11 protein-coding genes are annotated in these 11,349 nt (G+C 59.7%); 7 read left to right on the forward strand and 4 right to left on the reverse strand.

Annotated elements, in window-relative coordinates; translation table 11 throughout:
* Positions 1–48 precede the first annotated feature (48 nt).
* Genes B060_RS0115345 through B060_RS0115360 form a run of 4 tightly spaced genes read left to right on the forward strand, consistent with a single transcriptional unit; the run spans position 49 to position 4,965 of the window.
* A complete protein-coding gene (locus B060_RS0115345) occupies positions 49–2,436 on the forward strand; it encodes a TonB-dependent receptor plug domain-containing protein (protein WP_201768097.1) in 2,388 nt (795 codons plus the stop codon).
* 8 nt (positions 2,437–2,444) lie between these two features.
* On the forward strand, positions 2,445–3,338 hold the full coding sequence (locus B060_RS0115350; RefSeq protein WP_026172883.1) for a homocysteine S-methyltransferase family protein: 894 nt from the start codon (positions 2,445–2,447) through the stop codon (positions 3,336–3,338).
* A gap of 19 nt (positions 3,339–3,357) precedes the next feature.
* Positions 3,358–4,311 carry an SAM hydrolase/SAM-dependent halogenase family protein gene (locus B060_RS0115355; RefSeq protein WP_018082684.1) on the forward strand — a complete coding sequence of 318 codons (954 nt, stop codon included), beginning with the start codon at positions 3,358–3,360 and terminating at the stop codon, positions 4,309–4,311.
* A 57-nt stretch (positions 4,312–4,368) separates the two neighbouring features.
* The gene (locus B060_RS0115360; RefSeq protein ID WP_018082685.1) at positions 4,369–4,965 is read left to right on the forward strand and encodes a cysteine hydrolase family protein; all 597 of its coding nucleotides are present in this window, start codon (positions 4,369–4,371) and stop codon (positions 4,963–4,965) included.
* A gap of 16 nt (positions 4,966–4,981) precedes the next feature.
* Here the strand turns inward: B060_RS0115360 and B060_RS27265 are convergent, their stop codons facing one another.
* The 4 genes from B060_RS27265 to B060_RS0115380 all read right to left on the reverse strand — a co-directional run bounded on the left by B060_RS27265 (position 4,982) and on the right by B060_RS0115380 (position 8,353).
* Positions 4,982–5,146, reverse strand: a complete 165-nt coding sequence (locus tag B060_RS27265; protein ID WP_018082686.1) for an SMR family transporter — start codon at positions 5,144–5,146, stop codon at positions 4,982–4,984.
* A gap of 211 nt (positions 5,147–5,357) precedes the next feature.
* Complete coding sequence (locus tag B060_RS0115370; RefSeq protein WP_018082687.1) at positions 5,358–6,752, reverse strand: LLM class flavin-dependent oxidoreductase; 1,395 nt, start codon at positions 6,750–6,752, stop codon at positions 5,358–5,360.
* A gap of 28 nt (positions 6,753–6,780) precedes the next feature.
* Complete coding sequence (locus tag B060_RS0115375) at positions 6,781–7,428, reverse strand: peroxiredoxin-like family protein (protein ID WP_018082688.1); 648 nt, start codon at positions 7,426–7,428, stop codon at positions 6,781–6,783.
* Between the two features lie 88 nt (positions 7,429–7,516).
* Positions 7,517–8,353 carry a LysR substrate-binding domain-containing protein gene (locus B060_RS0115380; RefSeq protein WP_018082689.1) on the reverse strand — a complete coding sequence of 279 codons (837 nt, stop codon included), beginning with the start codon at positions 8,351–8,353 and terminating at the stop codon, positions 7,517–7,519.
* A 205-nt stretch (positions 8,354–8,558) separates the two neighbouring features.
* Here B060_RS0115380 and B060_RS0115385 point away from each other — a divergent pair, with 205 nt between their 5' ends.
* The 3 genes from B060_RS0115385 to B060_RS0115395 are packed head-to-tail and all read left to right on the forward strand — an operon-like array spanning position 8,559 to position 11,347.
* The gene (locus tag B060_RS0115385; protein WP_018082690.1) at positions 8,559–9,359 is read left to right on the forward strand and encodes an ABC transporter permease; all 801 of its coding nucleotides are present in this window, start codon (positions 8,559–8,561) and stop codon (positions 9,357–9,359) included.
* Positions 9,360–9,373: 14 nt separating this feature from the next.
* Entirely contained in the window at positions 9,374–10,213 is an 840-nt protein-coding gene (locus B060_RS0115390; protein ID WP_018082691.1) for an ABC transporter ATP-binding protein, read from the forward strand.
* A 12-nt stretch (positions 10,214–10,225) separates the two neighbouring features.
* Positions 10,226–11,347, forward strand: a complete 1,122-nt coding sequence (locus tag B060_RS0115395) for an LLM class flavin-dependent oxidoreductase (RefSeq protein ID WP_018082692.1) — start codon at positions 10,226–10,228, stop codon at positions 11,345–11,347.
* The last annotated feature ends 2 nt before the right edge of the window (positions 11,348–11,349 follow it).

An 11,349-nucleotide genomic window follows, 5' to 3' on the forward strand; every position in this document is an offset into this window, starting at 1 on the left:
GGCCTTTCTCTCATCGCTATGTTTCAAATCTCAGCCTGTGGGGGCATCATGTCCAATTTAAGTAAGAAAGCCGCCTGGTCGGCAGGGGTCAGCCTGTCCCTTATGGCACTTGTCAGCATGACGTCAGCGAGCGCTCAGACTGAGGCGAGCGTTCCGGCGCCGGCGGACGTACCCGAGAGCGGTGTCACGGTCATCGTAACGGGCACGCGCGAAACCGGCCGGAAGGCGCGCGACAGCGCGACGCCCATCGATGTCATCACCGCTGCGGATCTACGCGCCACCGGTCAGACAAATCTGTTAGACGCGTTGAAAAACGTACTGCCATCCCTTAACGGACCGGCGGTGGGTTATGATGTCGGCGCCCTGGCCCGCACCTTTCAACTCCGTGGGCTCAGTCCGGCCCATACGCTTGTTCTGGTCAACGGAAAGCGCCGCCACCTGTCGGCCGGTCTTTATGCCGATTCCGATCCGGCACAGGGGGCCAACGCGGTCGATCTCGATCTTATCCCGCTGGCGGCCATAGACCATATTGAAGTTCTGAGAGATGGCGCCGCCGCCCAGTATGGTTCTGACGCCATTGCCGGTGTGATCAACATCATATTGAAGTCTTCCGGCAAAGGTGGAAGTCTCTCCGTTCTTGGGGGAAGCTACTACAAGGGGGACGGAGCCAGCGGGCAGATCGATGTTGAGGCGGGTGTGAAGCTTGGCCAGGACGGCACGCTAAATGTGAGCGCAGGCTATCGTCATCATGATTTTTCCAACCGGAGTGGCGAGACGGGCGATGTGCAGACCGCCAAGGTGCAAGGTGATCCTCAATCTGACGTCGCGACGCTTGGCTTCAATCTGGTGAAGCCACTGAATGACGCCGCCACCGTCTATAGTTTTGGAACGGCCGCCCACCGCAAGGCGACCGCCTGGGAAAATCCGCGTCAGCCGGGCTGGGTCTCTGACGCAACGGACCTGCTTTATCCGAATGGCTTCACCCCGCAGGAAAAGGTTGATGAAGCGGATTACAGCCTCACCGCGGGCGTGCGTGGCCAGACCGGCAATGCCTGGAACTGGGACCTGAGCGCGACCTACGGTCGCGACGAGGAAAATCTCCGCAATGTCAAAACGGTCAATCCGGACTTACTCGCTGACACGGGCAATGCCCAAAGCGATTTTTATGTCGGTGCGTTCATTTCGTCAGAGCTGACCACCAACCTTGATATCAAGCGGGCGTTCAATGTCGGGCTGGCGGCCCCCCTCAACGTTGCGGTCGGTGTGGAGGCAAGGCACGAAACCTATGAGATCAAGGCCGGCGAGCCAAATTCTTACTATGGAGGCGGCCCTTCGGCCTTTCCGGGCTTCCGCCCATCGGATGCGGTTAAGGCCGAACGTGACGGTCTGGCCAGCTATGTTGATCTCTCAACCCTGGTGACCCCGAAATGGGAGCTTGGCCTGGCCGTCCGTGCCGAGCACTATGATGGGGTTGGCGATACGCAAACGGGCAAGCTTTCGACGCGTTACAATCTGTCGCCAACCTTCGCCCTGCGTGGCACGCTTAGCAGCGGGTTCCATGCGCCAACGCTCGCCCAGCAATATTATTCGGCGACAACCGTCACGACCGGCTATGCCTCGATCCAGTTACCGCTCGGCTCGCCAGGAGCAGCCATCCTTGGCGCGCCCGATCTCAAGCCCGAAAACTCCCGATCCATCAGCGCCGGTTTCGTCGCTGAACCGGTTCGTGGATTACATGTGAGTCTCGATGCCTACACGATTGCGGTGGATGACCGGATTATCGAGTCCGCCTATCTTTATGATCCACTTGCGCTGGCGGCGATCGAAGCCAACGGGTCTGTCGTACCCTCGGAGCTCGATCCGGCCAATGTCGCGGCGGTTTTCTTCACGAATGGTGTGGATACACGGACCGACGGTGTCGACATAACAGCCGACTGGCGCCAGCAACTGGGGGAGTTGGGTGCCATCAAATGGACATTCGCCGGCAGCTACAACAAAACGACCATACGGGCGATCCATGACGCGCCGGCGGTGCTTGAAGCGGCAGGCCTTGGTCTTGTTGACGCCGTGCAGCGCTCCAATCTGACGACGGCCACGCCCCAGATCAAGGCCTCACTGGCGGGCGTCTGGACCTCCAGGGCCTGGGCGGTGACCTTGCGCAATACCTACTACAGCAAAACAACCCAGGCGCAGGGCTATGCCGAACCCTACTATAAGATAGCCACAAAGGCGGCGGTCATTACGGATCTTGATCTGGGTTACCGCTTCAACGACGGCTTACGCCTCAATATCGGTGCCAGTAATCTCTTTAATGTTTACCCGACTAAGATTGCGCCAGAGATTTATCAGAACCTGAACTACGACAAGTATTCTCACGTCTCACCCTATGGCATAAACGGCGGCACCTATTATGCCCGCCTTACGGCCAGCTTTTAGGTCATCTGATGGCAATCACTCTCCTTGATGGCGGGACAGGGCGTGAACTCGCGCGGATGGGGGCGCCGTTCCGGCAGCCGGAATGGTCAGCGCTCGCCCTGATCGAGGCGCCGGATGCGGTCACCCGTGTTCACGAAGCCTTTGTGCAGGCTGGCGCCGAGGTCATTTCCACGAACAGTTACGCGGTCGTGCCCTTTCATCTCGGTGAGGCCGTCTTTGCCGAGCGCGGCCATGCTTTGGCTTCCCTGGCCGGACGCCTGGCACGTGAGGTCGCCAATAGAGCGCCGCATCCTGTTCAGGTGGCCGGCGCCCTGCCACCGATCGGTGGGTCCTATCGCGCTGACCAGTTCAACGCCGAAACGGCGCGGCCAGTGCTACAGACCCTGGTTGATGCCCTGGCTCCGTATGTCGATCATTGGCAGGCAGAGACCCTGAGCGCCATTGAAGAAGCTGAACTGGTGCGTGACGTGCTGGGCGAGGACGTCCGGCCCCTCTGGCTATCCTTTACGCTTTATGATGAAGATAGCTTAGGCCCTCCGCGCCTGCGCTCGGGTCAACAGGTCGACGATGCGGTCCGGGCGGCGATAAGGCTGAAGGCAACCGCTGTTCTGTTCAATTGCAGTCAGCCCGAAGTTATGGCCGAGGCGGTGACGGTGGCCCGAACCGTCATTGACAAGGCGGGGTCGGATCTGCACGTGGGCGTCTATGCCAACGCCTTTCCTCCCCAGAGATCCGATGCTGAAGCCAATGCCGGGCTTGATGACATTCGCTCTGACCTCACAGAAGAAGGCTATACCCGTTTCGCTCGAGCCTGGCAGCGCGCCGGTGCGACCCTGATCGGCGGATGTTGTGGTATTGGTCCAGAACATATCGGGGCCCTCCACCGGGCCTTCAAACAATAATCCTATTCCGGAGAAGAACATGACCATTTGGAAAACCTGGCTGGTGACCGCCACCTTGGCCGCTGGCCTGATCGGTCTTTGTCCCGAAGCCTATGCCAAACCCGTCCCTGCGGTCCGTCCCACAGCGCCTTTGGTACTCTATACGGATTTCGGCAATCAGGACGGCGCAGTCTCAGAGGTCAAGGGCGTGGCCTATGGCGTATCGCAAAAGCTGCTGATTTCCGACTTAAGCCATCTCAATCCGAGCGACATCTTCGAAGGCGCCTATCGCCTCTATCAGGTCGCGCCCTACTGGCCGAAGGGGACCGTGTTTGTGACGGTCATTGACCCCGGCGTGGGAACGGCCCGGTTATCGATCGTTCTGAAAACCAAGGTCGGCCACTATTTCGTCGCGCCCGACAATGGTTTGGTGACCTTGATTGCCGAGCAGGAAGGGATTGCCGAAGTGCGTGTCATCGACGAGGCCACCAACCGCCTGCCGGGTTCGGGCAAATCGCACACATTCTACGGACGCGACGTCTTTGGTTATACCGGCGCACGCCTGGCGGCCGGTGTCATCAGCTTCGAGCAGGTCGGGCCGGTTGTGTCGCCGGACAAGTTGGTACGCTTGCCTTACAAAAAAGCCGAATTCGTATCCGATGCGATAGCGGGCGACAAGATCACGGGTTTGATACCTGTCCTTGATGTTCAGTACGGCAATGTCTGGAGCGATATTTCGAGGGACCTGTTCGATAAGCTGAACATCAAGATCGGTGACAAGGTGCGTGTTCGGTTCTTCCATGGCGACCAACTGGTCGATGATCTGACGGCACCTTATCAAAACACCTTTGGCGAAGTGCCAGTCGGTGAGCCGCTCGTCTATATCAACAGTCTGCTCAACGTCGCGGTTGCGCTTAACCAAGGTAATTACGCCGCCGCACATCACATCGGATCTGGGCGCGACTGGTTTATCGAGGTCACCAAGGCGAAGTAGCCTCACCTGAAAGGGGGCTCAATACGGGCCCTCTAGCTTCTACCCCTGGAGGGACGTGTGGCTGAGACCATTTTTCATATTGTTGGCGCCAATCTCACGCCGCCGGCCTTATCTGATTCCGTGATCGTCTTGATTGACGCTCAAAATGAGTATGTATCGGGCCGCCTGGCGCTTGAGGGTATGACAGAGGCGGTAGGGGCGGCGGCAGAGCTTTTGCGCCGGGCCCGTGCCGCCGGGGCACCTGTTATTCATATTCAACAACTGTCCGCGCCTGAGCGGCCCCTGTTTACGCCAGGATCCCCCCTGGCCGACTTTATACCAGACCTGGCGCCTCAACCCGGTGAGATCGTCATTGGAAAACGCAATTCCAGCGCTTTTGGGGGCACCAATCTGGCCGAGGTGCTGCGCGCCACCGGCCGCAAGGAGCTTATCCTCGCTGGCTTTATGACGCACAATTGCGTCACCGCAACAGCGCGGAGCGCAGAAGACCACGGACTACGTACAACCATTGTGGCGGCTGCGACAGCCAGCCGCGATCTCCCAGATTCTTTAACAGGGGTGATCGTGCCGGCGAAGGTTAACCAGGCGGCCGCGCTGGCGGCCCTGGCGGACCGAACCTCTGTCGTGATTGCCGATGCGTCCTGTCTGACCTGAGACGACGTCGCTCAGCCTAGGCGACGGATTTGGAAAACAGCTTAATCACCAAGGTGCCCGCCAGTATGAGCGTTATGCCCAGCAAGGCCGACAGGTCGAGGGACTGCCGATAAAGGAAATAGCCGATCGGCGAAATAACCACGATGCCGACGCCGGACCACACGCGCCTGGTCACTGTCATCTCCGATGGCATAGTGCTGCCTAGCGCGTTTGCCCCAGATGGTGACATGCCCAACGCGCCAGTTCCAACGCAAGGTATTTTCCAGCTGCGTCATGTGGCCGTGCCGTGCCTTCAAATAGCCTTTGGGAATCGATTATCTTACGGCCAATGAACGACCTGAAAAGCTGGCCCAGCGTCAGCACCGGCTTACCCCCCGCCGGACCAAAAAAGCTTACGCCACCTGACCTTCAAGCGCCTTTGATACCAACCTTGCCCCCTGGCCGACGGCAGCATCCTCCTCGCGCCGTTGAACAGTATAGCGATTTTCAGGAACTGGCAGGCCAAGATGACCCCGCAAGGTCTTCTCGGTGTAATCCTGCCGGAAAAGGCCGCGTGCCTGCAGAATCGGAACAACTTTCTCGCGGAAGGCCGCAAATGACTCTGGCGTCGTCACTCTGAGGATAAAGCCATCGGCGGCGCGTTCAGTGAACCAGTGCTCGAGCTGATCCGCAACGGTTTCGGGTGATCCGATAAATCCGGTCTGCCAGACGCCAAAGCGCTGGGCCACCTGCCTTAGGCTGAGGTTCTCGTCCTTGGCGATCCGGATGATCCGCTCGGCGTGGCCCTTGTAGCTGTTCAGGGTCAGACCGCTGGTATCAGGGAAGGGGCCATCGAGCGGGTATTGGCGAAAATCGTGGTAATTGAAGGCGCGGCCCACCTGCACCAGGGCCTTTTCGATATCCAACCCCTGGCGGCGTGACTGGGCGATCGCGTGGGCGGCTTCATCTGTATCGGCGATGATCGGGTCGATGCCGGGGGTGACGATGATTTCGTCGGGATTGCGACCAAGCGCTGTAGCTCTGGTCTTAAGATCGGCGTAGTAGGCCTTTGCGTCCTCGATCGTCTCGCCTGTGGTAAAGGTGGCGTCGGCGATCAGCGCGCCAAGGTCGCGGCCGGCATGGCTGTCGCCGGCCTGAAAGATCACGGGCTGCCCCTGCGGTGAACGCGTCAGCGCCAGCGGCCCGGCGACGGAAAAGAACTCGCCCTTGTGATTGAGTGTATGTTGCTTCGTCTTGTCGAGAAAAACGCCAGTGTCCTTATCACGCGGAAAGGCATCGTCCTCGTAACTATCCCACAGCCCCTGCACCACGCTGACAAATTCGCCGGCGCGGGCATACCGCACCGAATGATCAAAATGCTCTTCACGGCCATAGTTGCGCGAGGCGCCTTCAAGGCCCGTCGTGACGACATTCCAGCCGGCTCGTCCCCCGCTGATGAGGTCCAGTGAACCGAACTGGCGGGCCACATTATAGGGCTCCCAGTAGGAAGTCGTCAGGGTGGCGACAAGGCCAATCTTTTGTGTGGAGACCGCGACAGCTGACAAAAGCGTCAGCGGTTCCAGGCGATTGAGGAAGTGGGGCGCTGAGTCGGGCGTGATGTAGGGGCTGTCGACAATAAACACGAAGTCGAACTTCGCCGCCTCCGCCAGTCGGGCGTTATCGATATACCAGTTGATATTGACGCTGGCGTCGCCGGGAACGTCAGGATGGCGCCAGACGGCTGGTGTCATGCCAACGCCTTCCAGGATGGCGCCCAGCTTGATTTGTCTCGTGTTGGATTGTGTCATGTCGGTCTCGGATGTGGAGGTGGGATGATCAGGCGTGTGTTAAAAGGGCTTCCAGAACGGCGCCCGCTTCGGTCCGTTTCAGCCAGTCGGGGCTAACCTCGACAAAGCGAACACGTCCGTCGCCATCGGCGATAATCACCGTCGGCTGCGGCAGGGTCCATGTCTGGGTGCCGATAACTTCGCCGATCCAGCCCGCGGGCGGCGCGGCGGGTACATCGACGGGCTCGAAGGTAATACCGAGCGCCTTGCCGAAGCGATTGTCGGTATCAGACGCGACCGTAAATCCGAGATCATGTCGCCTTTTGATCTCGATCAGGCCTTCCGGCACTTGCGGGCTTATGGCGATCAGGGCAATGCCTTGCGCTTTAAGCTCTGGCCACAGCGTGCGCTGATAATAGGGCAGGGCGATATTGCAGGCGGGACAACCGGCAAAGCGGAAGAAGATGAAAACCGCACCCGCCGCCGGCAGGTTGCGTGAGGTGATCTCGCCGCCTTCGACATCCTTAAGGGTAAAGTGCGGCAGGTCGTCACCTGGCTGAATGTGGGTCGAAGCCTTGTAAGCCTCGATCAAGGCGGCGCGCTGGCCGATGTTCTTCTGCAGTTGCTCAGGCGCCCAGGTGCGCTCGCGCTCGGCGTGAAGGGCTTCAAACTGTTGGGTGAGGCTTTCGGTGGCCATGGTGAGCGCTCCTATCGGTGAGGGCTCACGGTATCAGGAGGGTCCATACGAATATAATGAGAAAGGTCATCGCCCGATTGAGAAATCTTTATAGGTCGCGGATCAGGCGGCGTGTCAGTTCGGCCAGGCGCTCGGCGGCGGCTGTGAGCGCATCGTGGGTTTCAACCACGCAAGCGACCTGGGGCAGGGCGGGCAGAGTGTTGCTCTCGATGGCGTCGAGGTCGCGGAGGAACAGATGGGTGCGCGCCGTGACCGCCAGGCCGGCCTGAACGGCGGCTTTGAGGGTAGACAGGTTGGGCGTCTCAACCGCGATGCGGTATGGAATGTCAGCATGTTCGAGGGTACGGATGGCCGCTTCGCGGAACCGGCAAGGCTGCTCGATCACAGCTAGTGGCAGTACGGCTTTACGCGTCAGGTCGTGAGCGCCGTACCACTGCATAGGTGCCGTGACGATGGCGCCCGGATCATTGCTCCCTGAAAAACCCAGAATGACATCGAGATGCCGGCGTTCCAGCAGGGTTTGCAGTTCGGCCGTGCCCGCCACCCGCGCGAAGATCTGTGCCTCAGGATGCAGGGCGGAGAAGGTCGAGAGCAGGCCCGTCAGCAAGGTGTCGGCGAAATCCTGCACCATGCCGATACGCACCGGGCCCGCAAACTGATGGGTGCTGACCGCCGCCACCGCCTCATCGTGCAGGTTCAAGACGCGACGGGAATAATCGAGCAGGACATTGCCCGGTCCAGTCAGGGTCAGCTTGCGGCCATCGCGCACGAAAAGCGCCTGTTGCACCAACTCTTCCAGCCGTTTGATCTGGAGGCTGAGCGCTGACTGCGTAACATAGACCTGCTCGGAAGCGTTCAGCATCGAGCCGGTATCGACGATAGCGACGAAACTGCGCAGCAGGTTGGTGGGCAGATTGACGGGCATGGAGACTCCAGAGGTTGAAGCCCTATATTTTATATTTTGTATTAAGGCGCAAACCTATTTGCTTCGCTCATGGCATTATCAAAACTAAACTCATCTGCGTAAGGATTTCATGTCAGGCCGCATGAGTTTTTCTTATAGGTGGGGCTATTAAATCTCAATTGTATATGTAGGAAATTGACGTCTTAATTGCAGGACCCCACCCATCATGGATGATCCCGCAATGAGTCAAAGCCTGCATCGTACCTTAAAGCACCTGAGCCAGGCACACTGGCTGTCCCCGGTCGTGCTGTTGTTGCTGTGGGAGGCCGGCTCGCGCACGGGTCTTATTCCTGAACGCACATTGGCCGCGCCGTCGACCGTGCTGGAGACGCTGGTGGGCATGACGACGTCCGGCGAACTCCCCATTAATCTTCTGGTGTCGCTCGGACGCGCCGCGCTTGGGCTGGCCATCGGTGTCGCCATCGGCGTCGTGCTCGGCCTGACCGCTGGCCTGTCCCGACCGGGCGAGGCGGCTATTGATCCGCTGATGCAGATTAAGCGCACCATTCCAGTCGTCGCCCTGACGCCGTTGTTTATCGTCTGGTTCGGCATCGGTGAGACGCCCAAGATCGCCCTGATCGCCTTCGCTACGCTGTTTCCGGTCTATCTCAATCTCTATAGCGGCATTCGTGGCATCGACGTCAGACTGATCGATGCCGCCCGCAGCTTTGGCCTTAACCGGTGGCAGATTATCGTCGACGTCGTGTTGCCAGGCGCTTTGCCGGCGCTTTTTACTGGCCTGCGCTACGCTTTGTCCATCTCCATCCTGATGCTGGTGATTGCTGAGCAGATCAACGCCACCGCCGGCCTTGGCTACCTGATCAACAATGCCCGAGACTATATGCGCACCGACATCATCGTCGTCTGCCTTCTGGTCTATGCGGCGCTTGGTCTGGCGGCCGATGCGCTTGTGCGTCTCGTTGAAAATCGCGCCCTGTCCTGGCGTCCCAATTTCATTACCGCCTAGTGCCGGAGCCTGTCATGAACGCCATCCTCTCGCACAACCGCTTCGGCCTTACAGAGCCGGTCTATCGTTCTGACACTGAAGCCTACGGCACGAAACCGTCCGTCCGTCTGCGCGGCTTCACGCGCCGGTTTGGTGACAATGCCATTATCGATGGGCTCGATCTTGACCTCGCGCCAGGTGAATTGGTTTCACTGCTCGGTCGTTCGGGTAGCGGCAAGACGACGCTCCTTCGCACGCTGGCCGGGCTTGACGGTACCTCGGGTCAGGACGTCTCCATTCCGGCGGCGCGCGCCGTCGTCTTTCAGGACGCCCGCCTGCTGCCGTGGAAGCGCGTCTGGGAGAATGTCGCGCTGGGTTTGAAGGGCAAGGATATCCGCAAGCGCGCCGAGCAGGCCCTGCGCGAGGTTGGGCTCGGACACCGTCTGGACGCCTGGCCCCTGACGCTTTCCGGGGGTGAAGCCCAGCGCACAGCTCTCGCGCGGGCTTTGGTGCGCGATCCGCAATTGTTGCTGATGGACGAGCCTTTTGCAGCCCTCGACGCCCTGACCCGGCTGCGCGTGCATGAGTTGGTGTTGAAGCTGTGGCGCATCCACAAGCCGACTGTGATGCTGGTTACGCACGATGTCGACGAGGCCATCGCGCTCAGCGACCGTATTCTGGTACTCGATAAGGGCCGCATCGTCGCTGAGGAGCGTATCGATACGCCGCGCGGTGAGCGCCTCGCCCTGACGGTTGCCTTGCGGGAAAAGCTGCTCGGCTGTCTCGGCACCGGCCACATCTCTGAAGATGATGATCTCACCGTCGTCTTTGATGACAAACCCAATATTCCCTTTTCTCCGTCTGATCCTTTTTAAAAGGTACGCTTCATGACCCTTCCCACCACAGATCAGCTCGAAATTCTCGGCCTGATATCAACCCAGTATGCCTCCGAAACCCACGCCGCATCCGGTCCGGTCATCGATAAGACCTATGTCGAGACTCACGCTCTGGCCCATGAAAATGGTGGCTTCGACCGCGTGCTGATCGGCTATCATTCCGCCGCCCCCGACGGTGCACAGGTTGCCGCCTATGCCGCGGCGAAAACCACAAGGCTGAAATTCCTGCTGGCGCACCGCCCTGGTTTCATCGCCCCGACCCTGGCGGCACGTTCGTTGGCGACTCTGGAGAATTTCGCTGATGGCCGTCTGGCGGTCCACATCATCACGGGTGGTTCTGACGCTGAGCAGGCGCGCGATGGCGACTTCCTGACCAAGGACGCGCGTTATGCCCGCTCAGCCGAATATATCGACATCCTGAAGAAGACATGGACGAGCGCAGGCCCCTTCAGCCATGACGGTGCGCACTATAAAATTGTCGATAATTTTTCGGCGGTGAAGCCCCTGCAACAACCGCATATTCCTGTCTTCTTCGGCGGGGCTTCGCAGGCCGCCATAGACGTCGCCGGGCAGTATGCCGACGTCTATGCCCTGTTCGGCGAGACGCTGGAGGGCGTGCGCGAAACGCTCGACAAGGTGCGCGCCAGCGCCCGCCGTCACGGCCGCGAAGGCCAGATCAGCTTCTCCTTGTCGCTGCGACCTATCCTGGGACGCACCGAAGACGAAGCGTGGGCGCGCGCCGCCCGCATACTGGAAGACGCCCGCGCCCTGAAGGAAAAGGATACGCCGACCTTCTTCCGCCGCGCCAAGAACGAATCGGAAGGCACCAGACGCCTGCTGGAAACGGCAGGCGGCGGCAAGGTGCGCGACAAACGGTTATGGACCGAAATCGCCGAGCTGACGGGCGCGCAAGGTAACTCGACCTCTCTGGTGGGCACACCGGAACAGGTGGTTGAAGCCTTGCTCGATTATTACGACCTCGGCATTACCAAGTTCCTGTTCCGTGGTTTCGATCCGCTCGAAGATGCCATCGACTACGGACGAAACCTGCTGCCCCTGTTCCGTCAGGCAGTCGCAGATCGGCTGGGGCTAACCGCCGTGGCGGCGGAATAGCC

The organism is Asticcacaulis benevestitus DSM 16100 = ATCC BAA-896 (assembly GCF_000376105.1).
Taxonomy (GTDB): Bacteria; Pseudomonadota; Alphaproteobacteria; order Caulobacterales; family Caulobacteraceae; genus Asticcacaulis; species Asticcacaulis benevestitus.

Coding starts and splice junctions, on each gene's coding strand:
- B060_RS0115390 (WP_018082691.1), top strand. CDS start 9,374: ATGAACGCCATCCTCTCGCACAACCGCTTCGGCCTTACAGAGCCGGTC.
- B060_RS27265 (WP_018082686.1), bottom strand. CDS start 5,146: ATGACAGTGACCAGGCGCGTGTGGTCCGGCGTCGGCATCGTGGTTATT.
- B060_RS0115350 (WP_026172883.1), top strand. CDS start 2,445: ATGGCAATCACTCTCCTTGATGGCGGGACAGGGCGTGAACTCGCGCGG.
- B060_RS0115370 (WP_018082687.1), bottom strand. CDS start 6,752: ATGACACAATCCAACACGAGACAAATCAAGCTGGGCGCCATCCTGGAA.
- B060_RS0115380 (WP_018082689.1), bottom strand. CDS start 8,353: ATGCCCGTCAATCTGCCCACCAACCTGCTGCGCAGTTTCGTCGCTATC.
- B060_RS0115395 (WP_018082692.1), top strand. CDS start 10,226: ATGACCCTTCCCACCACAGATCAGCTCGAAATTCTCGGCCTGATATCA.
- B060_RS0115375 (WP_018082688.1), bottom strand. CDS start 7,428: ATGGCCACCGAAAGCCTCACCCAACAGTTTGAAGCCCTTCACGCCGAG.
- B060_RS0115355 (WP_018082684.1), top strand. CDS start 3,358: ATGACCATTTGGAAAACCTGGCTGGTGACCGCCACCTTGGCCGCTGGC.
- B060_RS0115385 (WP_018082690.1), top strand. CDS start 8,559: ATGGATGATCCCGCAATGAGTCAAAGCCTGCATCGTACCTTAAAGCAC.
- B060_RS0115345 (WP_201768097.1), top strand. CDS start 49: ATGTCCAATTTAAGTAAGAAAGCCGCCTGGTCGGCAGGGGTCAGCCTG.